The sequence below is a fragment of the Fontibacillus panacisegetis genome, from assembly GCF_900102215.1.
Lineage (GTDB): Bacteria > Bacillota > Bacilli > Paenibacillales > Paenibacillaceae > Fontibacillus > Fontibacillus panacisegetis.
In genome coordinates, this window is record NZ_FNBG01000030.1 from 34,740 (window position 1) to 59,943 (window position 25,204).

The 25,204-nt window shown below is 42.0% G+C and carries 27 protein-coding genes and 1 other annotated feature; of the genes, 3 read left to right on the plus strand and 24 right to left on the minus strand.

The window, feature by feature from the left end; genetic code table 11:
• Positions 1 to 27: 27 nt before the first annotated feature.
• The 21 genes from BLS49_RS24895 to BLS49_RS20075 form a co-directional block, all read right to left on the minus strand.
• Positions 28 to 198: a hypothetical protein gene (locus tag BLS49_RS24895; RefSeq protein ID WP_175471481.1), complete on the minus strand. Its 171-nt coding sequence runs from the start codon at positions 196 to 198 to the stop codon at positions 28 to 30.
• A 326-nt stretch (positions 199 to 524) separates the two neighbouring features.
• The gene (locus tag BLS49_RS19980; RefSeq protein WP_245742592.1) at positions 525 to 1,298 is read right to left on the minus strand and encodes a hypothetical protein; all 774 of its coding nucleotides are present in this window, start codon (positions 1,296 to 1,298) and stop codon (positions 525 to 527) included.
• Between the two features lie 41 nt (positions 1,299 to 1,339).
• A complete protein-coding gene (locus BLS49_RS19985; protein ID WP_091235021.1) occupies positions 1,340 to 1,687 on the minus strand; it encodes a 2Fe-2S iron-sulfur cluster-binding protein in 348 nt (115 codons plus the stop codon).
• Between the two features lie 14 nt (positions 1,688 to 1,701).
• On the minus strand, positions 1,702 to 2,349 hold the full coding sequence (locus BLS49_RS19990) for a nucleotidyltransferase family protein (RefSeq protein WP_091235023.1): 648 nt from the start codon (positions 2,347 to 2,349) through the stop codon (positions 1,702 to 1,704).
• A 16-nt stretch (positions 2,350 to 2,365) separates the two neighbouring features.
• Positions 2,366 to 2,545 carry a DUF2768 family protein gene (locus BLS49_RS19995; protein WP_091235025.1) on the minus strand — a complete coding sequence of 60 codons (180 nt, stop codon included), beginning with the start codon at positions 2,543 to 2,545 and terminating at the stop codon, positions 2,366 to 2,368.
• A gap of 523 nt (positions 2,546 to 3,068) precedes the next feature.
• A complete protein-coding gene (locus tag BLS49_RS20000) occupies positions 3,069 to 4,364 on the minus strand; it encodes a glycosyltransferase family 2 protein (protein WP_091235027.1) in 1,296 nt (431 codons plus the stop codon).
• A gap of 172 nt (positions 4,365 to 4,536) precedes the next feature.
• Positions 4,537 to 5,412 carry a diguanylate cyclase domain-containing protein gene (locus BLS49_RS20005; protein ID WP_091235029.1) on the minus strand — a complete coding sequence of 292 codons (876 nt, stop codon included), beginning with the start codon at positions 5,410 to 5,412 and terminating at the stop codon, positions 4,537 to 4,539.
• Positions 5,413 to 5,448: 36 nt separating this feature from the next.
• Positions 5,449 to 6,552 (minus strand): glycosyl hydrolase, encoded by a 1,104-nt coding sequence (locus BLS49_RS20010; protein ID WP_091235031.1) that lies wholly within the window; start codon positions 6,550 to 6,552, stop codon positions 5,449 to 5,451.
• A gap of 169 nt (positions 6,553 to 6,721) precedes the next feature.
• The gene (locus BLS49_RS20015) at positions 6,722 to 7,027 is read right to left on the minus strand and encodes a stage VI sporulation protein F (protein WP_091235033.1); all 306 of its coding nucleotides are present in this window, start codon (positions 7,025 to 7,027) and stop codon (positions 6,722 to 6,724) included.
• Between the two features lie 51 nt (positions 7,028 to 7,078).
• Positions 7,079 to 8,119 carry an NAD(P)H-dependent glycerol-3-phosphate dehydrogenase gene (locus BLS49_RS20020; RefSeq protein WP_091235034.1) on the minus strand — a complete coding sequence of 347 codons (1,041 nt, stop codon included), beginning with the start codon at positions 8,117 to 8,119 and terminating at the stop codon, positions 7,079 to 7,081.
• Positions 8,112 to 8,723, minus strand: a complete 612-nt coding sequence (gene plsY / locus BLS49_RS20025) for a glycerol-3-phosphate 1-O-acyltransferase PlsY (RefSeq protein WP_091235036.1) — start codon at positions 8,721 to 8,723, stop codon at positions 8,112 to 8,114. Before plsY ends, BLS49_RS20020 begins: the two co-directional genes overlap by 8 nt.
• Positions 8,724 to 8,737: 14 nt before the next feature.
• Positions 8,738 to 10,060, minus strand: coding sequence for a ribosome biogenesis GTPase Der (der, locus tag BLS49_RS20030; RefSeq protein ID WP_091235038.1), 1,323 nt, complete (start codon positions 10,058 to 10,060; stop codon positions 8,738 to 8,740).
• Between the two features lie 217 nt (positions 10,061 to 10,277).
• A complete protein-coding gene (rpsA, locus tag BLS49_RS20035; RefSeq protein WP_091235040.1) occupies positions 10,278 to 11,513 on the minus strand; it encodes a 30S ribosomal protein S1 in 1,236 nt (411 codons plus the stop codon).
• Between the two features lie 122 nt (positions 11,514 to 11,635).
• Complete coding sequence (locus BLS49_RS20040) at positions 11,636 to 12,226, minus strand: lysophospholipid acyltransferase family protein (protein ID WP_091235042.1); 591 nt, start codon at positions 12,224 to 12,226, stop codon at positions 11,636 to 11,638.
• Complete coding sequence (gene cmk / locus BLS49_RS20045; protein ID WP_091235045.1) at positions 12,227 to 12,928, minus strand: (d)CMP kinase; 702 nt, start codon at positions 12,926 to 12,928, stop codon at positions 12,227 to 12,229.
• 126 nt (positions 12,929 to 13,054) lie between these two features.
• On the minus strand, positions 13,055 to 13,267 hold the full coding sequence (locus BLS49_RS20050) for a hypothetical protein (RefSeq protein WP_091235047.1): 213 nt from the start codon (positions 13,265 to 13,267) through the stop codon (positions 13,055 to 13,057).
• A gap of 80 nt (positions 13,268 to 13,347) precedes the next feature.
• Positions 13,348 to 14,001: a flagellar brake protein gene (locus tag BLS49_RS20055; protein ID WP_091235049.1), complete on the minus strand. Its 654-nt coding sequence runs from the start codon at positions 13,999 to 14,001 to the stop codon at positions 13,348 to 13,350.
• Between the two features lie 136 nt (positions 14,002 to 14,137).
• Entirely contained in the window at positions 14,138 to 15,496 is a 1,359-nt protein-coding gene (ypeB, locus tag BLS49_RS20060) for a germination protein YpeB (RefSeq protein ID WP_091235051.1), read from the minus strand.
• A gap of 318 nt (positions 15,497 to 15,814) precedes the next feature.
• A complete protein-coding gene (gene prsW / locus BLS49_RS20065; protein ID WP_091235053.1) occupies positions 15,815 to 16,504 on the minus strand; it encodes a glutamic-type intramembrane protease PrsW in 690 nt (229 codons plus the stop codon).
• 71 nt (positions 16,505 to 16,575) lie between these two features.
• Positions 16,576 to 17,196, minus strand: a complete 621-nt coding sequence (locus BLS49_RS20070) for a genetic competence negative regulator (protein ID WP_091235057.1) — start codon at positions 17,194 to 17,196, stop codon at positions 16,576 to 16,578.
• A 207-nt stretch (positions 17,197 to 17,403) separates the two neighbouring features.
• A complete protein-coding gene (locus BLS49_RS20075) occupies positions 17,404 to 17,778 on the minus strand; it encodes a hypothetical protein (protein WP_091235060.1) in 375 nt (124 codons plus the stop codon).
• Between the two features lie 189 nt (positions 17,779 to 17,967).
• On the opposite strand from BLS49_RS20075, the gene BLS49_RS20080 reads away from it, so the two are divergent.
• A complete protein-coding gene (locus tag BLS49_RS20080) occupies positions 17,968 to 18,738 on the plus strand; it encodes a polysaccharide deacetylase family protein (protein ID WP_091235063.1) in 771 nt (256 codons plus the stop codon).
• Positions 18,739 to 18,793: 55 nt separating this feature from the next.
• On the opposite strand, the gene serS is transcribed toward BLS49_RS20080, so the two are convergent.
• From serS to BLS49_RS20095, 3 genes are all read right to left on the minus strand, one after another.
• Positions 18,794 to 20,080, minus strand: a complete 1,287-nt coding sequence (serS, locus tag BLS49_RS20085) for a serine--tRNA ligase (protein ID WP_091235065.1) — start codon at positions 20,078 to 20,080, stop codon at positions 18,794 to 18,796.
• Between the two features lie 670 nt (positions 20,081 to 20,750).
• Complete coding sequence (locus tag BLS49_RS20090; RefSeq protein ID WP_091235066.1) at positions 20,751 to 21,089, minus strand: hypothetical protein; 339 nt, start codon at positions 21,087 to 21,089, stop codon at positions 20,751 to 20,753.
• Complete coding sequence (locus BLS49_RS20095; protein WP_091235069.1) at positions 21,086 to 21,679, minus strand: CPBP family intramembrane glutamic endopeptidase; 594 nt, start codon at positions 21,677 to 21,679, stop codon at positions 21,086 to 21,088. Before BLS49_RS20095 ends, BLS49_RS20090 begins: the two co-directional genes overlap by 4 nt.
• A 110-nt stretch (positions 21,680 to 21,789) precedes the next feature.
• On the opposite strand from BLS49_RS20095, the gene BLS49_RS20100 reads away from it, so the two are divergent.
• Both BLS49_RS20100 and serA read left to right on the plus strand, forming a co-directional pair.
• Positions 21,790 to 22,710: a hypothetical protein gene (locus BLS49_RS20100; protein ID WP_091235071.1), complete on the plus strand. Its 921-nt coding sequence runs from the start codon at positions 21,790 to 21,792 to the stop codon at positions 22,708 to 22,710.
• Positions 22,711 to 22,848: 138 nt separating this feature from the next.
• Positions 22,849 to 23,076: a binding site (T-box leader), on the plus strand.
• 256 nt (positions 23,077 to 23,332) lie between these two features.
• The gene (gene serA, locus BLS49_RS20105; RefSeq protein ID WP_091235073.1) at positions 23,333 to 24,922 is read left to right on the plus strand and encodes a phosphoglycerate dehydrogenase; all 1,590 of its coding nucleotides are present in this window, start codon (positions 23,333 to 23,335) and stop codon (positions 24,920 to 24,922) included.
• Positions 24,923 to 25,204 lie beyond the last annotated feature (282 nt).

The window sequence follows — 25,204 nt, forward strand, 5'->3', positions numbered from 1 at the left end:
TATTCAACATTATTTTCAAAATCATTGCTACGGCAGGAGCGGCAGCTCCCCTAACGCCCGTGTCCGCCGCCGCATACCACTGTGGAGAGTGCCTGAACGAAGCGGCGTAACTCGTACATGCATTTGGACTAGTAACATCATATGTACCAGATGCGGAATTATGACGGTATTACCCGTCCGAGCCTGCTTTTTTTTCAAAAACGCTTCGTCACGAACAAGGCGGGCTTTTTTCCGCCATATTACAATAGTTATGATCCTACGGATTCATGTATTCCGGAAATTTGATATTGAGATAGAGTGATTGATGACCACTATAAGAAAAGATATAATGACTCCATAGGCAGAAAAGAACACGCCGCATGAATGCAACCAAGCTCTGGATGAGATGGCTGTATTTATGCGGCGTTTTATTTTGGCAGAGAAAGGTGTAGGGTGCAATGTCACAATTTGAGTCAATGTACGAGGAATGGCTACAGTCAAATACCTTAGAACCCGTTTTTGCACAAATAAGAGCACGACTAGGTTCATAGCATCGGTTCAGGAGCCTTATCCACCCACTGATAAGGTAGCGATTTTACGGGCACAAAGTAAGATTGCTCTGTAAGCAAAATACGCAAGTCCTCGTATTCAGCAGGAGCAGCTCCAAATTTATCGATAGCCTGCATAATATCATAAGCATAATCGATGTATACTTGTCCTTCATTATCCACTAAATACGATAGTTCCTGTCCGCTAAACACACTTTTTGCTGCAAAAGACTCTGCGCTTGCGAGCTTCAAATCCACTGTATACAGGCCGGGATATGCTTCAACCTGATCCAGAACAGGGAGCTTATTGTCATTTGCAATTCGATATTTGCTGACCTGACGCTGAACATCATTCACTTTTTGTACAGTAGTCAAATCCATTACTTTAACAGTCGGCTTCACCTCTTCATTCAATAAAAGGAAGTAGGCGCTGCCTCCATTCTCAAAAGCAGTGGCCGGGATCTCGTCGATGTATCCCATTTTTTTAAGCTTATCGAGATCAATTCGAAATTTCTCATAACGTGGTATCTCTTCTCCGGCAGTATGTATCGGTAGAATCCCCTGAACCGCTTGAAATTGATCGATAGCTCTCTGGAGCCTGTCCACACTTTCACGGTAAGATACTTGCTCCCCCTGACTTTTTCCTCCTGAATAAAGACAGCCTGACAGCATAGTGGTTACGATAGACAATAGTAGCAGTGTGAAAAAACTTCGCGAAACCGTTGAAATTTTATATTTTGTACGCAGTTTTTTACGTAATTGATATTTCAAAGCACTTCTCCTCTTTATTTACATTATCAATGTTAGTGTTATTACCACAAATCATCGCTGTTGTTCTGCTCCAGCTGCTTACGGATCGCAGCCTTTAAGGGGTCCTCCGGCAATTTGACTTCAGCCTGTCCACATATGGATGCCTGACAAGCAAGTCGAACACCCTCCTTCAAAAGAGGTCCCAGCTTACGGTGCTCAGCATCAGTTGGCGGCGTAAGCGCTGAAGTGTACTCGGGATCGACTTCTACCTTACACATCAGACAGCCGGCATTTCCGCCGCAGCGCGTCTTAATCAGCACTCTGCCTTCACGCGCAGCACGCAACACACTTGTTCCCGGGCGAACCTTGACGATTTTACCTAGCGGCTCAAATCGAATTTGTACATCCACCGCCGATGACCTCCTTATTTATGACCATTCCGGCATTCCTTCCATTGTCCTGACAATAATGGTTGATCCAAAATTTCAGCCATTCTGCTAACGTACTGGGCATTCCATTCGTTTCTCTCTAACAGATTGGACAAAAGTGGCAGATGTTTTGCAGGATGGTTGCGAATAATTGTGGCAATAGCCAAATATCGATCCGGACGATTTCGCAAAATATTAAAAACAAACTCATGAGCCAACGGCATCAACGAAATCACGATATTGCCTGATTTCCATTGAGGAGCCTCTGAAGACAATACATCTGTAACCTCTGTCCGATAGTAAGCTCCCTCTGTTCTAACTTCAAAACCGCCAACCAATTCCATCGGCAGCTCATCCAAACTGTAGTGACTGAGACAAGAGTGATACAGCCCCGTATCATCCAAATACGGCTCATCCAAAGCAAATCCCGATAATTTCGTATGGATTTCCTCTACATCCTTCATATCAACATAAACATCAATATCGTTAGGTGTTGCCGTAATGGATACATCCTGCAGCCATAAGCTGCAGCTCCCTCCAAGCAACCAAGTACCTTCTGAATCCTTACATTGAGACGCAAGCTTTGTTAGCGCGGGGATCACCTTGGAAAATATTTCGTCATGACCATTGACCCCAATTATCATGTTATTTCCTCTTCTCTTAAGTAATGGACACTAGTCCGGTCAAAAATCCTGCTAACATAATTATAAAAGCAATCAAGGACAAAATACCTCTGAGGAATCCTTTAGTTTTCGTACGTGCAAACGTAATCAAAAATACGGACAACCCCATTACAAGAATTGCCGCTATGGACAACCACATTTTTGTCATTGCATCCATGAACGTAACACTCCCACTATTCAATTCCATAGATTAATATGATCAATATTATAGCATTTACATGTTGATCAAGCTACGCACAGAAATAGAACTAAAAAAGAGGCTGTCCCTCAAAGTTATCTTAGATAACTTTGAGGGACGCTTCTTTTTTAGCAGTGGCAAAGCAAGATATCAGGAAAATCATGTAAAAATGCAGTTTTATAAAAGTAGCCATGAGAGGATGAACAAAAGCCTGCAAAAATGCAGGAATATGTTTCAGAATAGACTAGTTTGAGGAGAATCCTTAGTGAAAGCCTGCACATTTGCAGCAATTTAGGGCATTTAGAGGCTTTACATAAACAAAGCCTGCACATTTGCAGCAATTTCATGAATTCCGCATCTTGACACTATTACACATGAGATACAGTCATGGAATGCGGCGGGATCAAGTGGTGCAGGGATCGTCTTCCTTGCACCGCTATTTCAAGTTTTGGCAATAAATCTACTTTTGGGACAGCCCCCACGAGATACATACTATCCCTTTTTAACCAAACCGTTGTGTTTTATACCATTTGCTCTGTCTTCCCGTAATTTTGTCCACCAGCATACTATAGAATGCTCTAATTGATAACACTAGGAATAGCTGAGCATAAGTGTAAAACGACACGCATGAAAGAATAAAATTACGAATTGTACTTTGCCCGAAATCCGAAGCTAATGCCAAATTAATCTGCAGTACATAAATGAAATACATAAGTCCGCCTGAAATAAGCAAATACACTAGCACATCTGGAGCAAACTGGAAGGGAGATATCACTCCAGGGACAAATAGCTGCACTATGAAATAGCCGATGTTAATAACAAAAGCAAGGTCCAAAATAATTACGGCTAGCAAGAACCAGAAATAACTTGCCGCATAATAGGCTACAAGCACTTTGATTCGCCAGTGGGACGAGTCAAACAGATGATGAAAATTGTCCAGAACCACTCGTAAATTCCCTTTACCCCAGCGTTCCCGTTGCTTCATATAGACAGTAAGATTTTCGGGCTCTTGCTGATAAGCTTCAGCCTGTGGCGCTAGGGCAATCAACTGTCCCTTTGCCATAATTTCAAACGACACAGCAGTATCTTCAGTAATCGCCTGAGTGTCCCAGCCGCCAAGCTCCTTTATAAGCTCAGTTTTAATAATGTAGTTCGTACCCGGAATAGTTCCAATCTTGAAGAGTTCCCACAATCCAGTATGATAAATACGTTGGCTCGTCACCAGCTCCAGATTGATACATTTAGATAAAAAGTTCTGATTGCGATTTCGCGCCTTGTTCCGTCCAAATACAGCTCCATATTTTTCAGGATTCTCCAGAGATTTTTGAGCCAGAAACATCAGTGCATTCTTCTCAGGAGCCGCATCGGCATCATAAATACAAATCCATTCGCCTATGGCAAACTCGATTGCATCATTAAGCGCCCCTGATTTTCCTCCTGTGCCCTTTCGCTCCATAATCATAAAGTCACGTTCAGCATATTGAGGATTAGCCTTAAGCTCTCTCAATCTTCCTGCTGTATCATCGGAGCAATTATCTGCTATAACAATGACCTGCACCTTTTCGGGCGGATAATTCAAATGCAAAATATGCTTTACTGTTGCTGCTATAACGACTTCTTCATTATGTGCTGGAACCATCACTGTTACGGTGGGTAGTTGTTCATTATTATCGGGGAAGGCAAGAGGTAGTTTATTTTGTCTATGTATAAAACGAATAGCTCCCATCATAATAACCACGGCTTCACTTGATGCAATCCAAATACTAATAACACAAATGATCAGCAGGATATCAAGCATTGAGCTTCCCCCGATCATATTTTTTGTTCACTTTAGCCCTAATGATTAAGGTCACTACTGATAACGCAAATGTCATGATAGCGAAAATTATGGTCACGGCAATACTTATCGGAACAAACCAGCTCGTGTACGTCTTTAACACGCAGGAGTCACCTCTCTCTCTTTAAATACATTAAATATACTCTCCAATCAGATCTGTCTCGGTTTTTCTCTCCAGTGCAGCTATCACACCATCGATGTTCTCGTATTTATCAAATTGTTCTTTATGAAACACTACTGCTCCCGTGCGCACCACAAGCTTGAGGGGCTGTTCCTTCTTATCTAGAAAATCTTTATCCATCATGGACGTTTTAATTCGGTCTGTAAGCATTTGTAAATAGTCATGGTTCATCATGGGACACAAAATAATAAATCTTCCTTCTTCAATAAAAAACTTATAATCCTCGTACCGAATCTGCTTTTGAATCGTATCAGATAAATCCAATAATAGCTGAGCATAACGTTCAGAACCTAATGATTCCAAAACTATTGGTAAAAAGTCGATTTTAAACATCGCCATACAAAAGCCATATTGCTCAGAGTAACGTTTTGCCAAATTAGACTGCTTAATTACCGTATCTGCCAATGCTTCCTTATTACCTAACGTCGTATCCAAATCAATGATCGGATTCATATCCTTGAGGTCATTAAGCCGTTGAACCAGTATTTTATTTCGGATGAGCAGCGTTTTAATCAGGGTTGCGATCAGAACATTTGCAGGAATAAGCAAAATCCATGACAACGTCAATAAATTTATTTCACCGTAGATTGCGAGCCATACAAAATAACTCACAACGAACAAAAATACTCCTACTACCGATACGCCGGTTGGCAACAAAAGTCCTACCAGAATAGCGACCGTAGTTGCCACACTGAAAATCAATTCTACCGTAGAAAAATTCTGATCCCAATACACATTTAAATACACAAATAATTGCTGAACAATAGCTAATCCAATTAGCGCTGTATAGCCCCAAGTAATACGTTTGGTAGTTAAATCTTGATTCATTAACCGAACACCTTTCTTAGAATTCTTTTTCTATTTTTATTTTTTGGAGTAAAGAGATGCTTCTGCAATTAACGGAAACATATTGTCAAAAATATGTGTGTTCTTATTAAAAACATAACCGCCAGGGTATGCAGCATCCTTGCCTCGTAATGAAAGCATCTTATTATTTAACTGCTTTGCCAACGTTTGATCATCACATTTTAGTGCAAGAATAATTCCCAGTCCGTACACGGCAGACGATTCATAGGTTACAGTAGGCTTTAGAGTCAACCTATTATAGCGACCGTACAATCTTTTTTGTTGCTTAAATTCTTTTTTCAAAAAGGAGAGTAGTTCCTCTGGCTCTTCACCCATTGCAGTCAGATGAATACCTACAATCAATTGATCAATTAAACTAACATCGTCTTCATATGAGTACTTATTACTGTCTACATCAAATGATTTAGGGAAGAAAGCTCCTTCCTTAGGCATATAAAGCAGCAAGTTTACATATTGCTCGTACGTTGCAGCATCAATTAGTTGATGATCACGCATAAGCTGGAGTGAAGTAATATCTGCATATACAAGACTCAATGTCGATGTTGATAAATTCAAATTAAAATCATGAAAATCCACGAAGTAACCATTTTTCTGAACCGAATTTTGTAATGTCTCTGTAATAACTCTCGCTGTAGTTAAATACTTCTCCTCCGGCCATTTTTCGTAACCTTTTAATAAATTCCCGACAATCCGAAGATCATCTCCCAGTGCATTTGTTTGAACATTTGCCACCCCATCAGCCTGAAGTTTCCATACGATATAATTTTGTGGTGTGAGAAAATGTTTGGTTAACAAATCATAACCCTGATTGAAATTGAGTTGATCTTGCTTTACTTCTGAATACTGTAGCCATAATCCTAATGACTCTGATAATGCCTCTTGTCCTGCAACAATGTCTGGATTATCTGACGTATTTGCTTTTAAGTAAGTTGAAAAAGTACCGTTAGTATTTCGCATATTTTGTGTAATGAATTTTTCTGTAGGGGAGTTGAACTTTTTAGGTGGGATTGCCGCATAAGTTACACCAATAGCAATTGAAAGGCCTAATGAAGTTACTGCTAATACACCTAGAAATGATTTGTGCTTTAATAGACGCGTCATTATGATGTAACCACTCCTATCTTTTTTTAGAACTTATTTCCTATAACCCCATTACCATACTATACCATACTATTATTTGAAAATAATCTCTTGTAAAATTAAAAATCATAATTTTTAAAAATAATGTGCTCATAAAAAAACGCCCGACAATCTGTCGGACGGTTTATCTCTACTTCTTTATCATTAATTTCATTAGAGCTTCCATATTGCTTGGATTCATTCCGCTTTTTTTAACGGCCCCTACAATTTCTGATATGGTGCTCTCTGTTACAGGTAATTTTGCCATCGCAGCTACCTGCTTGATGAGCTTGCGTAATTCAGCTTCGCTTTGCATAGTCGATGGTTTTACCGAGCTGGCCAGTTTTTTTACTGCACCAGGTGTTATATTTTTACCCGCTTTTTTATTGATCGCTTTCAGGGCATCATTAGAAATTTTGTTCAACACTCTCGCCTCCTCCGTTGTCCTCCCCAACATAGTATGAGAAGGTAACAGAAAAAGTGAGTAGGCCTGTGCGGAATAACCAATTTACGTATGCCACTGTTCCCAGGTTTCAAGCGTAATAACTTCCATCTCCGTCTTCCGATCACGTCCCATTAATGCCTCTACAGCTGTTTTGGGATCTAGATTTTCGAACAATACATTATATAGCTGGTGGGCAATCGGCATTTGAACCTGATATTTTTCCGAAATCGTATGTGCGGCTTTGGTCGTCCGAATACCTTCCACAACCATGCCCATGGAACTCAGCACGGTATCCAAAGATTTGCCTTCGCCAAGCATGAATCCAGCCCGCCAGTTACGGCTGTGACGGCTTGTCGCCGTTACCACCAAGTCCCCTATTCCTGCTAGTCCAGCAAATGTAAGAGGATTTGCACCCATTTCCACACCAATCCGAGTAATTTCCGCCAATCCACGTGTCAGAAGAGCTGCTTTGGCGTTATCACCATAGCCAAGACCATCCGACATCCCCGCACCCAGTGCGATGATATTCTTTAACGCTCCTGCCAGTTCAACACCAAGCATGTCCCGATTCGTATACACTCTAAAATACGTATTCATGAACAAATCCTGAGCTCTTGAAGCTTGTTCTTCATCGAGGGAGGCAACAACAACAGTAGTTGGGCAACGTTTGACAACCTCTTCAGCGTGACTAGGTCCAGATAGAACCACAATTTTCCCTTCTTCACAGCCAAGCTCCTCAGAAATTACAGTAGAAATACGCTTAAGGCTTTCCGTCTCAAATCCCTTAGTTGCATGAACAACGAGCATGTCTTCGTGCCAATAAGGCTTCAACATTGAGGCAACCTCGCGTACTGCCGAAGAAGGAGCTACAATAACCACGGCATTCGTCCCGGTTACCGCTTCCTTCATATCAGATGTAGCAACGAGATTAGGTGACAAATCTACACCTGGCAGGTAACGATCATTTCGATGGTTATTGTTAATCTCATCCCGCTGAGCTTCATTACGTGTCCAAACGGCTACTTCCATATTTTTGTCGGCGAGTACACTTGCTAGTGCGGTTCCCCAACTGCCAGCCACCAGTACAGCAGCTTTATTAGACAACGCGTGTACCTCCTTTGGAGCCCAATTTATTTTCTTTCCCTTGGGCAAGCTTTACAATGTTTGTACGATGTCTCCAGAAGGCAAAAGCACAAATGATCAGACTAGCCCAGAAGTAAGGTCCAATATCATTTGTGAAGACGAAAAATATCGGTGTCAACAACACAAAAATCAATGATCCCAGCGAAACGTATCTTGTAAATACGATGGATAGAATGGCAATGATTCCAGCAAACAGAGCCGGAAAGAAAATAAGTGTTGCCATTACTCCAATCGTCGTTGCAATCCCTTTACCTCCACGAAACCGGAAGTATATCGGCCAGTTATGACCAATAATTGCAGCTAAACCGCAAAGTGCTGCTACCCATGCCGAATCTCCACCAAGCCAGCGACCGATCCATACAGCAGCAATCCCTTTCAATACATCAAGAGCTAATACCAGTATCGCCGGACCTTTACCTAACACACGCAACGTATTTGTTGCTCCGGCATTTCCACTGCCATGCTGCCGAATATCGATCCCTTTAAGCGCCTTCGCCAGCACAACACTAAAACTAACCGAACCAAGCAAATAACATATGATGAAAGCTATGACATTTAAAGCCACCTTGTTATTCTCCCCTAACCTTCGTCAGACTTGCGCCGAGTAAACAATCTGATCGGCGTCCCTTCAAAATCAAAAGCGGCCCGGATTTTATTCTCCAGATACCGTTCATATGAAAAATGCATCAACTCCGGATCGTTAACAAATACGACGATCGTTGGCGGTTTCACGGTAACCTGTGTGACATAATTAATCCTCAGGCGACGCCCCTTATCTGTCGGCGGCGGGTTAATTGCAATGGCATCGGAGACAACATCATTGAGCAAATGTGTCTGTACTCGCTTGGAATGCTGATCAGCGACATGTTGAACGACTGGAAGCAGCTTGTGCAAACGTTGTTTCGTCTTCGCAGAAAGAAATACAACAGGAGCATAAGTCATGAACAGAAAATGATCTCGTATTTTCTGTTCAAATTGATGCATCGTTTTGTCATCCTTTTCAACAACATCCCACTTGTTCACGACAAAAATAGTTGCCTTGCCAGCTTCATACGCATAACCTGCTATGTGCTTATCCTGCTCTATGATGCCTTCCTGTCCATTAATCAGAACAAGTACAACATCCGCACGCTCAATCGCTTTCATAGCGCGCATAACGCTGTATTTTTCGATATTTTCGTATACCTTGCCGCGTTTCCGCATACCGGCTGTATCAATCAGAACGTACTTCTGACCATCTTTTTCAAACGGAGTATCAATCGCATCCCGGGTCGTTCCAGCGATATCACTTACAATAACGCGTTCCTCTCCCAAAATTGCATTGACCAATGAAGATTTCCCAACATTTGGTCGTCCGATGAGCGCTACCCGAATGACATCATCCTCATAAGCAACATCCGACAACTCAGGCAGATTTTCAGCAATAGCATCCAACAAATCACCGATACCAGTTCCATGACTACCAGATACGCCTATTGGTTCACCAAAACCCAAATTATAAAATTCATAAATGTTATCCATTCGACCGATATTATCCACCTTGTTAACGGCAACAATAATCGGTTTACCACAGCGGAATAACATACTAGCGACTTCTTCGTCGGCTCCTGTCACCCCTGTTTTTCCATCACACATGAAGACGATTACATCAGCCTCTTCAATCGCCAATTCTGCCTGCATACGAATTGATTTGAGAATCGGCTCTTCATCGTCCAACTCAATACCACCAGTATCAATAATGCTAAACGCCTTGCCGTTCCACTCAGAAGCACCATAGATCCGGTCACGGGTTATCCCCGGCTTGTCTTCTACAATAGCCAGTCGGTCGCCTATAATGCGGTTGAATATAGTGGACTTCCCAACATTAGGTCTGCCGACGATAGCCACAACAGGTCTTGCCATAGACACTCCTCCATAAAATTTAGATTTATATTCGAGTTCATTATTATCTACAATTATGTCTTGCACCAAAATCATCATAGCAAAAAAAACATGAATTGGCTAACACATACCGTAACGCCAAAATACTACAAACTACGCAATCTACCATACATTACAACAAAATCGGCGAACCCGCTATTAGGGGGTTCGCCGATTATAATGCCTGCTTATATCCCGCTTATTTCAATTTGCTAAGCTTGTCGCCGAAACGTTCCCCCAGCGTGATACTTAATCCTTGATTGCTCAGCGAGACATTCGGGTTGTCACCCAAATCTTCTTTTCTTACACTGCTGCCTTTAGATGGTTTTTCAGCCTTTGGAGCAGGTTCTGGAGCTTCCTCTGTTTCTTTGATGCTGAGGCTAACCCGTTTCTCAGCTGGAATTACATCCAAAACTTTCACTTGGACAGTTTGTCCTTCTTTCAGCACTTCATGAGGTGTGCCGATATGTTTATGAGAAATTTGGGAGATATGAACGAGTCCTTCAACTCCAGGAGCAATCTCAACGAATGCACCGAAATTAACAAGGCGTTTTACTTCACCACTAACGATGTCGCCGATATTAAATTGATCTGCAGCAGTATCCCAAGGTCCTGGTGTAGCAGCTTTGATACTCAAGCTGATTTTACCTTTTTCAGGATCAACTTTCAGAACTTTAACTTTAACTTTATCACCTTCGGACAATACGTCAGCAGGTTTATCAACGTGATTCCATGCGATTTCGGACACATGCACCAAACCGTCAACTCCGCCTACATCTACGAAAGCACCAAACTGTGTCAGACGTTGAACTGTACCTTCAAGGGTTTGGCCTTCAGTAAGCTCATTCATTACTTTCAGCTTGTTAGCTGCAAATTCCTCATCCAGAACGTCTTTTTGGGACAGGATGACTTTATTGTTCTCACGATCGATTTCCTTCACCTTAACTCGCAAAGTACGGCCTTTGTAATCGCTGAAATCTTCAACGAAATGACGTTCTACCATAGAAGCAGGAATGAAGCCACGAACGCCTACGTCCGCTACGATGCCGCCTTTTACCACATCAGCAACCGTAACTTCAAAAATTTCGCCGTTATCAAAGTGTTGTTGGAGAACTTCCCAAGCATTTTCACTATCGATCGCACGTTTGGAGAGAACAAGTCGCTCTTTATCATCGTCGATGCTTACTACTCTAGTCTCCACTTCTTGACCTACTTGAACTGCTTCTGCAGCATTGTCCAAGTGAACGGAAGACAATTCACGAATAGGAATCACACCGTCATATTTATATCCAATGCTCACGTAAGCCTGGTTATCCTCGATTTTGACGATCGTTCCTTTCACGGTGTCCCCTTTTTTCAAGGATACGATTTGTTCCAATTCATCTTGGGTTGCCGTTTCAGCAGCTTCTAACCCGTTTTTTGTTTCTTCCGACATGTCAATACCCTCCTCAATTCAAAAAACCCATTTATTTAAACCCGCCTTTAGCGAGGTTCAAAACAAACAATAATCCTATCTTTCCAAATGTCCCCTGCCTTCATGCATGAGTCCGGCATACATCATAATTCATTATTTTTGATTCTTAACTCAGCAATCCTGGACATGATGAGATCAGTAGCTTTTTCTGCGGCATCCGGCACATCTTTGTCCATAAAAGGAGTCATATCGATCGGTGCGCCATATACTACTTTCATTTTTTTAAACAGCTTATAATTTCCGATAATAGCTACTGGAACAACTGCAGCGTTACTACGAAGCGCAAAAGTTGCCGCACCCCTCTTGCCTGCAGCCCCATCTTCACCCTTCGAACGAGTGCCTTCAGGGAAAATACCCATTACATTTCCCGTACGAAGCAAGGTAAGAGAAGTTTTAATCGATTCCTTACTTACTCCTCCGCGCTTGACCGGAAATGCACCGAGCTGCTTAATAAGCCAGCCAAATCCAATAATGTCGAATAATTCTTTCTTAGCCATAAAATGAACCTTGCGCTGCAGCAAAATACCAATTGTTGGCGGATCAAACAGACTGATGTGATTGGAGCAGAGCAGAACGCCACCCTCTTTAGGGACATGCTCAATTCCTTTTGCTTCAAGACGAAATAAAAACTTATAAATGAGGCGAAGCAAGCCCCTGCAAAAACTGTAGATCATTCAAATTCTCTCTCTTTCTATAGTTCTGCACAGAGAAACGATGGCTTCTACGACCTCATCAATCGTCATATCCGTCGTATCCAGCAAGGTTGCATCATCTGCTTTTCGTAAAGGGGAAATTTCCCTTTGTTCATCCTGACGGTCACGTTCTGCGATGTCTCGCATAAGCTGTTCAAGACTGATTTCACCTTGTTCCTTCATTTCCTTGTACCTGCGGAGCGCACGTTCTTCGACAGTAGCTGTCATAAACACCTTAACTTCAGCATCAGGAAGCACCATTGTTCCGATATCGCGTCCATCCATTACAACGCCTTTACGCAAAGCCATTTGCTGCTGTATAGAAACAAGTTTTGTACGCAGCCCCTCGATTTGCGCATATCGGGATACTTTAGCATTTACCGCTAGAGAACGGATAGCCTCAGTCACCTCGTGACCATTTACGAGCACCCGTTGTCCATTTGCTCCCGGTATTAATTCAATAACCAGATCTGATACCATTTGAAGCACATCTTCTTCTTTTTCCGGTTCGATTCCGAATTTGAGACAATACCATGTTGCCGCCCGGTACATAGCTCCGGTATCCACATAGATATAGGACAACTTGCCAGCAACCTTGCGGGCAATTGTACTTTTGCCTGCCCCGGCCGGACCGTCGATCGCGATGTTGATCTTATCACTTGATGTTGACGTCACATTTGCCAAAAGGGCATTCCTCCTCAAATTCGCTTCTCAAGAAAAAAGCAGGCATTGCCTGCGACGTGAAAATTATACCACACATAGCAAAGGGATGCAAAAAGGTTGACGCCTTTCCCACAGTGGAAAAGTTTGTTATGGTTCGTTTTTCCTGTGAATGGAAGTTCCTTCATACTTATCTGCAGATGCAAGCCACTGCCGGATTTCCGGAACTCGAAGCACAGCCTGAAAGAGGCACAATCCAATAACTAATACTATGACAATTCTTCGCAACCAAACCTCAATGCTATCGCTAAAAACAACAAACATCTCACTATATTCACGAGCCGCTTCTTCATCTTTTTTCAAGGTAAAAAAGCCCCCTTGGTAAACTTGGATACCTATAGCTTATCCAAATTTGTAGCAAGGGAGCCTGTTGTTTTTATTAATTAGCGATTCTTAAAATCAAATTGACGTTCAAAGCAATATCGAATCAAGGTTTGTCTCTCCAGATTGGAAATGCTGACAAACTTCAGCATAACTGTAGTTCTGCCTGATTCCAAGCTTTTAGTTCTGACTACTTCAGCTTCAAACGGCACATGATCGATCAGCCCATTTTTAAAAGGAAGCAGCAGCCAGCAATAGATAAGATCACCTTGGTTAAGTACATACTTGCTATCACAAATGAAGGAGACACCGCCACCCCCAACATCCTCTGTATGAGCGATGAATTGGGTACTGTCCTTCAGCTTAACCGCTAATTCCAACTCTGCGACCACACGCAAAAAATTACGCCGTTGGATTTTACTAATTGTATCTTCTTCCGGTTTACGAATACGAACTAATTGCACCACATCTTCGGCGAATCCAAGAACATATGTATTGAAGTAATTTTTAACTCCGGTATCAGACAAAAAATATACAGACAGCTCATCTCCGATGAATAACCGTTTGACTTTACCAGTATCACTTTCGATCGGAATTTCAATCAAAAAAGATTCTTCTTCTATGTCTGCAATACGGGACTTGCACTCTTTCTCCGCTTCCTTCTTGCTAGCAGAGGCGACTTGGATATATACCAGATCATTTACTTTTGGAAACAAAGCCTTCCACCCACCTCAAATTGATATAGAGCCATGTACTACACGATTATAGCATGCTGTCGTACATTTGGAGTGAGATTTTTTTAGCTATGCACAAAAAGAAGGAAGCGCCAATATCCGCGCCTCCTTCTCGGCTTTATTTTGCAGTAGCATTTGGCTTGGCGCTCCGAATCTCTTCGATGCTCTCTTCGTTACCGTTCTCGGCATTAATAAAAATCTTATAATTGGACCCGTTGATCGACCCTCCGAATTCATAAGCAAGTATCTTTTCCGACTGGTCATTCTCAATCAATGCAAGACGCTGATACTTCTCTTTATAATCCGAATTCAAATATTTGCGTGCTTGCTGAAGTGACAATTTTGGTTTAGTTACTTTAGTTTTGTTCTCACGTTCATAGACATAATCACTTGCTTGCATGCCAGTCACTTGCCCATTATCCAGAGCAACGCGTACCGTTAATTTCTCAGGATAAATTAGCACCCCATCCTGCTTGCTTACGAACGTGAAAGTACCGATATTGTCATATTCATCGTAAGAAACCGGCGTCAACCCAGGATATCCCTTATTACCTAAAAACCGGTCAGCTTGCCGTCTCGCCTCACTGGAAGATACACTTTTGGGTCCAATATTCCGATCATGAGTATAGGAGATTAAATGACCACCATTTTTGGTGAAATCAAGACTCCAGAATTCATTCTTCTTCCCCTTAACATTTGCAGTATAAGAAGCCCACTCCGTACCGCGTCCATTTTCAATTACCTTAATGGCATTCTGATTGGAATTTTCGGTAAACTTAGCTGCCTTCTGTTTAACCCCTTCAATCGTCACAGGTGTCCCGCCTAATTTTTTAACCGAACGCTTGTTATACATACTGGAGATGGAAGGCCCCCAGTCGAGCTCTGGATATTCTCCAACTTTTTTGTCTACGGTTTTAAAACCGTCAATAATCGTATTATCCAACGGCTCTTTTTCACTCGCCAGCGCAGTTTCTACATCCATCCAACGCAATCGACTGCCGATTACTTTTTCCTGAACTCCCTGAAGATCCTTAGAAATTTGAGCCGAGCTGCTATACAACTCCTTCAAATTCTTTAGCTCTCCGTCACTTAACGGTTTTTTAGTCAAATCCCGGATCGCTGTTTGATATGAAAACTTGGAAATTCTGGATAAAAACTCTTCCGTTTTATTAAATGGCAGAAGAGTCAGGGGCAGCTGATTAATTTCATTTTGAGCTTCACTCGTAATTCGCCATACGTTAACCAATCCTTTACGCTGTGATCCAGTGGAAGCAGAATGAACAGCAAGCGTATTGCCTAATTCGCTGTGAAGCTTGTCTACATGAAAACTTAAATCATGAAACGCCCGCTGATACTGGTTCTCCGCTTTGATCAATATCGCATTTTTCTCTTGATTCTCCTGATAGCCCCATACTAACGCACCGATCAATAGAAGCGTCGCAATCGGAAATAAAATGGCGCTTAATCTCTTATACACCTTGTAACGCACTCCTTTCATCAACTGTCTGACGTTAGTTTGACTAGAAGAAAGGAGCTTTATTCATCAATATTCCAAGACTGGATTCATGCTCAGAGCAATTCTTCTTCAATATCGAAGTTGTGTTTATTGTCACACAGACACTGCTTGAAACCAGTCTCGATCATACCCTTATCTTTTTTGCCACGAAGAATGAATTTTTCACCGCACGATTTACAAACGATTTTCACTTTTACGCGCACCAAAAAGGCACCCCTTCCAGTTGGCTAACGTTAGCCCATTATCAACTAGAATCAGGATGCCCCGAATGATTAATATTTAGTCCCGTCGACCAGCCTCTGTGAGTCTGAAAGGCGAACGACTGTTAGCACGATACATCTTGCCAATCCCGCCGTACCAAAGGAACGCCATGAGCGGAACGATGTACCATAACCAATATTGAGTCACATTATCGAGGACCCAATCGTAAACCCCATGCCAGAAAAACGGAAGTACAAGCGAATAAATCAAAAACTTACGACTTTTCCATCCAGTTGAGAACTTAGCGCGTCCCAAATAATATCCCATCATTACACCAAACATCGCATGTCCTGAAACCGGAAGCAATGCACGAATCAACAGCGTGGTTATGGATGCATGACTGGCAAGAGCAAAAATTACGTTCTCAACGGTCGCAAAACCGAGTGAAATCGCTGCAGCATACAGGATGCCATCATACGGCTCGTCAAATTCAGTATGATTGTATATCATATGAAAAAGTACAAACCATTTTAATGCTTCCTCAACCCCTGCAGATATTGCGAATGCAGTCACAAATGATCCGTCACCTAACCACATGCTGAGACCACGTTGCACAATCATGACCGGTAGTACTATTAAGAAGCCAAGACAAAAAACTTTTATTACCATGTGTAACGGTTCAGCATCATACTTGTCCTTGAGATAAAAGTAAGTAAGTAAAGCGATACCGGGAGCAACCGCTGCAGTTGCTATAGAGAAAAAGAGCAACGGTTATCCCCCCTTATCCATTGTCAGCCGTTCTTTATCTCTCATGCTCCAACAGCCAATGCAACTTCGCACTATTCCTGACGCTTGAAGTGATTGCAAATCAAATGCACCGCATTCTCCGGCATTACCAGGTTACCGTATTCCTCCAGCATAGCCGGAGTAACCGAGGTAGCCTCACCAAATTCAGCAAGCACAGCAATAACCGCTGGAACTTTCACTTCCTCAAGCTCCTCTGGTTCCAATTGAAGTACCCATTTCCCATTATATTTATACAGCCTGCCAGCATCTTCAAGCATATGCTTAAGAACATGAGCTGCTTCAATTAAAATCTCAAAATCATCAAAAGAATATAGAATGGTATCACTCTGTTCCATCGTAACTTCCATTTCATATACTTCTTCTGGTAACTCATCATCATAAGGTGCTCCCAACCCTGAATGATGATGATCATATTTCCCTTTAGTTACAACTACAATCATCCCTTGTGCCGGGAGAGCATAAACCTCTACTGCTAATGGGCCTGTTGCGTCAAAACCAACCTCATTATAAGCTTGATCCATCATTTCAGTGAAAAGATCGTGAACTTTAGGAACTTCCTGCCACATATCCTCTTTCTGAATACCGCGTTCGCTAAGATCGTCAAACGTGAGGAAAATCCGTATCTTATCCTGGCCAAGTCGTTCAATCCTCATACAGGATCCTCCTCTCCATACCTTGTTATAACAGATTATGAAACCTGCTCTAATATGTGCTGGAAATGGTTCTTTGTATGTATGTTATCATTTATTCTTGCTAAATGCACGTAATAAAATAGACAAAAAAAGAATCATTTTCCGTATGCCTGCGCACAACCAGAAAATGATTCAATAAATTATTCAGAGAAATAATCAATACGACATTTATATACCTGGAATTACTGTGTTTGTTTCTTTAAGAATAGCCTCAACTTCTTTACGAACGTCCCCATTTCCTTTAATAAAATCGGTGATTTGCTTCAGATTGTATTCTTTCGAATGATTCGCTGCTGCCGAAGATACCGAACTGGGATACTCCTGGGCACTCGTCACGGGCCCTTTGTAACAATTTTGATGATGCGTATAACTGGCTGAGCTATGATTTGCACTCTGATCAATTTTATCCTGCTCCGCAAATTTCAACGCCGTACTCGCGCCGCCCATCAGAGACATCAATCCCGTACCAGCCTTACGACGTGATGCCCAGATGGCAGCTCCTGCGCCAAGTAAAACCCCGCACAAAAATGAGGAAGATTTCACCTTAACAACCTCCTTATATATGATAAAATCAAATTTAGTGTTCGCGCTTCTTCACATTCTCATGCGGCATAAAAACAGGAAAGCGAGATGATACACTTGATCAGCAAGAAAATCGTAGCATTAGCCACCGCCTGTATTTTGTTAAGCTCATGCAGTCAATTACAATCTAAACAGGAGAATAATAACAAAATGAACTCATCTGACCCATCTATTACCGCCCCTGCAGCTGCAGATTCCTCCTCGGATACAGACCAAACAAATACGGACGGATCTCCTGATAATTCATCTAATGTAATCGAAGAACCGCAGATAGAAGCAGCACCTGTGACTCAATACCATATCAACAAGGCCTATAATGTCGTACCGAACGATGAAAGCATTAGCAAAAAAGTAGTTCTGTTAACCTTCGATGACGGCCCTAAAGAACAGGATATGATTAACGGACTGCTGGACACATTAGATAAACACCAAGCCAAAGCTATATTCTTTGTTAACGGTTATCGAGTTAAAGCCAACCCTGATTTGCTGAAGCAAATTCACGATCGCGGCCAAATTGTTGGCAATCACAGCTGGGATCACATTGATCTGAAAAAAGAGAACTCCGATAACGCACGCAAACAAGTCGAAGACGTCCAAGAGATTGTGGAAGACACCATTGGGGAACGTCCAAGGTTTTTCAGACCACCATTTGGCTCAGGCAACGAAAACCTTCACAAAATTGCTGAGGACAACGGCTTGATCTACATGACCTGGTCCAATGGCTCCCTGGATTGGGATTCAAAGAGCAAAAACAAACCTGATGTTGTCATTCAAAACGTAATGGATCAGCTTCATAACGGAAGCAACATCTTGATGCATGAGCTTCCTTGGACTGTTGAAGCATTGGACGAACTATTAACGAAGATTGAAGAAAAGGGCTACAGCTTTGTCGATCCACGAACTATTAGCGAAGCTCCATAAGAGCAACAAAGCTGAGGCCTATCCCTTAATTAGCTTAGCTAATGGATTATTGAAACTATTGGGTGACAGGAATTAGCATTTCCCGGTCACCCATATATTTTCTAAGCGCCTTGGGAACGTAAATAGAACCATCTTCACGTTGATGATTTTCCAACAAAGGAATTAATATTCTAGGTGAAGCTGCTGCAGTATTATTTAAAGTGTGACAGTACGTTGTTTTACCCTCTTCATCTCGACACCGAATATTGGACCTGCGTGCCTGAAAGCTACCTAAATTTGACGATGAATGAGTCTCCCCATAAGCCTCTCTGCCAGGCATCCATGTCTCGATATCGTATTGCTTATATGTTTTTTGTGACATATCACCCACACATACCGCCATAACCCGATAAGGCAGCTCCAACAACCCCAGCAGTTCTTCGCTGTATTGCGTAATTTCACGATGCAGTTGATCTGATAATTCAGAATCAGGTTCACAGATCACGACCATCTCCACTTTCGAGAATTGATGTACCCGATACAGTCCACGCACATCCCTCCCTGCCGAGCCTACCTCACTTCGAAAACAGGTTGATATCGCTGCCAGCTTCAGCGGCTGTTTAACATCAACAATTTCATCTGCAAAATAGGAGACAAGAGGAACCTCAGATGTGCCGGCAAGCCACAAATTTTCCTCCTTGATCGCATAGGCTTGATCCCTGCCCGTAGGAAAATACCCCGTATTAACCATTCGCTCTTCCTTTACGAGTAGAGGAACTTCAAAAGGGATAAATCCATGACCCATCAAAAGATCCATAGCCAGCTGCTGCACAGCTCGGTGGTAGAGATAGCCGTCCCCTTTTAAAAAGTAGCTGCGACTCCCACCAGTTTTAACTCCCCGCGGAATGTCAATCATCCCGTGTAACGTACCTAATTCCACATGATCACGCGGCTTAAAACTCCATTGAGGCAATTCCCCCACTTGGCGAACAATAACGTTATCCGCATCCGATGTTCCTATAGGACTGTCCGAAGAAGGAACATTAGGCATCAATAACATCAGACTGCTATACTCCTGCTGGATTGTGTCCAGCTCCTTAGATAATTTTTCAATCGCCATATTTATTTGTTTCAATTTACTGCTCATTTCAATTGCGAGCTCATCGTTTCCGTTCTGTCTTAACAAAGCAACCTGCCGGGAACCCTCGTTTCGCTGCTGCCGTAATTGTTCACTTTGATAAAGCAGCTTTCTTCTTGTATCGTCGCAATTAAGCAATTGCTCGACAGACACATCGATCCCTTTCATAGCTGCTGCTTCCTGCACCTTAGCCGCATTAGCGCGAATCCACTGAATGTCTAACATCGTCACCGCTCCTTTTGAGATATAAAAACACAAAGAGCGCCCTCATCCTTTGGGACGAGGAGCGCTCTGCTCGCGGTGCCACCCAACTTATTAAAGCATACATGCTTTAATCACTTGGTTCCGCGATAACGGGCGGGCCGGTTAACTTAAAGGTTTCCCTTTTGGCGAAAACGCCTCCGAGTTGGATTCTCTTCATAGGCATTTTTCGAATTTTCGATTATTTGTCACATTATACACAAGTCACTTTTAACAATCAACTCTAATTTCCTGATCAAAAGCTGATTTTAGAACCAACCCATTTCAATCAGAGGTTCTAAAGTCAGCTTTTCAGCACCGAGAAGGTTGGATGAAGCTGGGGAACTGAGGAGCGGAGCATAGTGATAGCTATGTGAGCACCGGAAGTCCCTAGCTGAGTTCAAGATTCGATGCCGAATACACTACAGCGCACAACTTCGTGATCAAAAGCTGACTTTAGAACCCTCCTCTTCAATCCGAGGTTCTAATGTCGGCTTTTCAGCACCAAGAAGATTGGATGAAGCTTGGGACTGAGGAGCGGAGCATAGTGATAGCTATGTGAGCACCGGAAGTCCCTGGCTGAGTTCAAGATTCGATGTCGAATACACTACAGCGCACAACTTCGTGATCAAAAGCTGACTTTAGAAGTAACCTTTTAAAAGCCTTGGGTTTTGCCCCAGGGTGAGTCTTGTACAGCCCACCACAACAGCAATCCCATAATTACGATAAAAATATATAACAAAGAATTAAAAAACCATCTAGTCAGCTTTAATCTTTGTGAAGGAAAAAGTTCTTTTCTGGTTGGTAAATCTTCAACCTTGATCTCTTCTTCACTTTCACTGTCACTATCACTTTCTAAAATGGGCACAATGAGCGGCTCATCCTTCGAATCACTGTTCGTGTAAGTATCATCTGCTGGCTTGTATCGTGATCTCCGTTTTGTTGTCTTACGTTCCTGTGCATGCCGCTCCATTCTGCTTAATTGTTCGTTCATGATTCCCTCCGATATCTAATCACAATTCCTGAGACAAAATCAATTAGAAAGTGACACAAAATCGGCGCCCAAAGTGTACCTGTCAATATATAAATATAACCGAGACCATAGCTACTGATAAATACCCAACCTGTCGGAATCCAATGCTTCAAGTAACGAATATGAATGACTGCAAACAAAATACTTGTCCAATACGGTCCAATACCATGCTGAATCGCCCCGCGGAACAGCAGTTCCTCACATATTGCAACAATGATCGAGATTAATGCAATATGCCAAAGCGGCCTTTTTTTAAATAGCATTTCATTAATTCCGCCATCATCCATACTATCTTCAGATACAAATTTCGACAAAATCATATCGACCAGAAACATAATACCAGCGAGGCCCAAGCCGAAATAAATAAAGTTTACATTCTCGGGCAATTTGAATAGCAAAATAGGATTTCTTTTCTGAAAAAAAAGGATCACCAAGCCGATAAATAAAGTAAGTCCCTGAGTAATGTATAAATTGATTAACAATAAACGCTCATTTAATTGACCAGGTTCGATCTTTTCAATTTTTATGTTACCAAGCTTAAACTTTTTCATAATTTTGTCAAACCCTGTCCTTTTATAATGTTCTTTGTGGTGTAACCTGAATTTAAGTAGCAAGTTTTCAAACTCAGTGACTAATACATAGAATTAAGGAGCGCAACGGCATGAATACCAAAAAATCAACTCGTTTTGAAGTATTATACGTACTAGGATTCCTGTTCACACTCATCGTCGCGTTTGGCACGTTCTTTCTAGGGTTTCGCATGGGAGTTAATCAAACTGAAGATAAGTATGTTAACTTAAAAAAATCGCTGATTGTAATGGAATCCAATGACTCTTCCTATAGTCAGCAAGATCTCGTATCCTTTTATTACGTTGTATACCAACCTTATCTTCAATTCAAGGACGATTATTTGACTCGTATTGATTCACTGGACAATAACGGCAACAGGTGGGCAGACAATGCATCAATGAATGAAATCCGTAAATCTGCTCAGGACAAATATGATCTTATTTCATCTTACTCTGTTTCCGCCAATTCACCGCTTCTGAAACAGGCTCATAGTGATATTTTGAAAAGCTTAAAGCTGTTTGACGAAGGTATTGATCGCAATATCAGCATTATAGGCAATAAACAAGGTGTCCAGCTGGCAAGCAGTGTTACCAGTGATGAATTTACGACAAATGCAATCAATTACGGTTTACGTGCCCAGAACAAATTCTATACGTCGATGATGAAATGGGCGGCGAAAGATGATCAGAACATTCCGGAGGAATATACATTCAACCCTGATACCACTGTAAAGCAATGGAACAATTACTCTTTAACCTTGAAAAACAAGGCGATTGCGGACATCATGCTTGGCAGCAATCTATATGTATCTTATATGCCCCAAGACTTGACTGCAAAAATCGATCAGATGATTAGCAGCGGCAAAGCTACAGCATTAAATTTAAATTCTGTATCTTCCATTGTGAAAGTTGTCACAGAAACCGGAGCTGTACAGGGTAATGATTTTATAAAATGGAAACCGACATATTACGCTAGTGAATCACTGCCTGCACTCCCGTTTTTCACGGAATAACTCGATTTTTGGCAACAATAAAATCATAACCAAAAAGAGTATCATATTCAAGACCACGGCCCTCGACACATTTTTGTTGAACGCAATGCTATTGACACCTCTCACAGGGCATGATACATTATGGAAAAATTGAATTTGCAAAAAACGTTGAAGGAAAAAAGTCGTCTAGAAACTTTCAGAGAGCCGGTGGTGCTGAAAACCGGTAGTGGATAGATTGCTTTAGCGATCCTGAGTCATTGTGTTGAAATTTGAGTAGACACAGTCGGATGAATACCGTTATACATTCTGTCATTATGACAATGAGGTTGCTTCTGCGAAGAAGTAACGAATTAGGGTGGTACCACGAGCTAAACTCTCGTCCCTTACTACAGTAGTAGTATGCGGATTGAGGGTTTTTTTATTGCGCATCTTTCCGCAGTAAACCGTGGCTTTCTTTATCGTTATCCTTTGACACAGTATAACGGCAATGCAATGCAGTAAGCTCATGCTTTCGAAGTAGTTTTGTACGATCTCTACTCAGGAAGCATTGCTATACAAAACTTAAGCTCATGCTTTCGAAGTAGTTTTGTACGATCACTACTCTGGAAGCATTGCTATACAAAACTTTTAGGAGGAAGAAATCATGTTTAAAGTATTAGTATCGGACCCAATTAGTGACATGGGGATTCAGCAACTGGTTGACGCAAGCGACATCGTAGTAGAGAAAAAGACTGGTCTTAGTGAAGATGAGCTCGTAGAAATCATTGCTGAGTACGACGGCCTGCTTGTTCGTAGCCAAACAAAAGTTACAGAAAAAATCATGGAAGCTGGTAAAAACCTTCGCGTTATCGGTCGTGCCGGCGTAGGTGTTGACAACATCAACCTTGAAGCAGCTACAAAACGTGGGATTATCGTAATCAATGCTCCAGATGGCAATACTATTACTACATGTGAGCATGCATTCGCAATGATGATGGCTCTTGCTCGTCATATTCCTCAAGCGTATGCTAAAACAATCCAAGGTACTTGGGATCGTAAATTCCTTGGTGTTGAGCTTCGCAACAAAACTCTTGGCGTACTCGGTATGGGTCGCATCGGTAGCGAAGTTGCTAAACGTGCCAAAGCGTTCGGTATGGAAATTCTTGGATATGACCCATTCTTGACCGAAGAACGTGCAGAGAAAATCGGTGTTAAGGTAGCATCTGTAGATGACATTGTTCGTAACGCTGATTTCATTTCAGTGCACACTCCATTGACACCAGAAACTAAACACATGATTTCCCGTCCTCAATTCGAGGTTATGAAAAAAGGTATGCGTATCGTTAACTGTGCTCGTGGTGGTGTTATCGACGAGATGGCTCTTGTTGAAGCAATCGACCAAGGCATTGTTGCAGGAGCAGCGTTTGACGTATTTGAGAAGGAACCGCCTGAAGCGGATCATCCATTCCTGCACAATCCAAAAATCATCGTAACGCCACATCTTGGCGCTTCCACAATCGAAGCTCAAGAAAACGTAGCAATTGATGTATCTGAGCAAGTATTGCACATCCTGCGCAACGAACCGTTTAAAAATGCGGTTAACATGCCTCCTGTTGCACCAAGCGTGATGAACAAATTACAGCCTTACTTTGAGCTTGGTGAAAAAATCGGTACTTTCGCTGCTCAGCTTAACAATCAACCTGTGAAGGAAATCCTGGTGGATTATGCTGGTGATCTTGCTGAAGTGGATACTCAGCCACTTACTCGTTACATTATTAAAGGCGTATTGTCCCGCCATTTTGGCAGTGACGTAAACATCGTAAACTCGATGCACCTTGCTAAGGTTCGTGACATCAACGTTGTAGTATCAAAAGCTTCTGCAACTAAAGGCTTTACTAATTTGGTCAGCGTTACTCTAAAAGCTCAAGATGGTACTGAGCATCGTTTTGCAGGTACATTGCTTAACGGCTATGGTGCACGCGTGGTTCAAATCGATAAATTCCCTGTCGATATTTCGCCAGAAGGTCATTTGATCTTTATTTCCCATAACGACAAACCAGGTATTATCGGTAACGTAGGTACATTGCTCGGCAAAAACGATGTTAACATCGCTGCCATGCAGGTAGGTCGCAAAGTAATCGGCGGTGAAGCGATCATGGTTCTGACTGTTGATAAAGCTGCTCCAAAAGAAGTGCTGGACGATTTGACCAAGCTTCCTGAAATTAATAAAGCTCAACAAATCATATTTGAATAAGAGATTTAGAATAAATCCCATAAGATTACAAAGAAGCGTCCCTCAAAGTTATCTGAGATAACTTTGAGGGACGCTTCCCGTTTAGCAGTGGAAAGGCAAGATATCAGGAAAAGGATGCAAAAATACAGTTTTTTTAAAGTAGCCATGAAAGGATGAACAAAAGCCTGCAAAAATGCAGGAATAAGGTTCAGAATAGACTAGTTTGAAGAGAATCCTTAGAGAAAGCCTGCACATTTGCAGCAATTTAGGGCATTTAGAGGCTTTACATGATCAAAGCCTGCA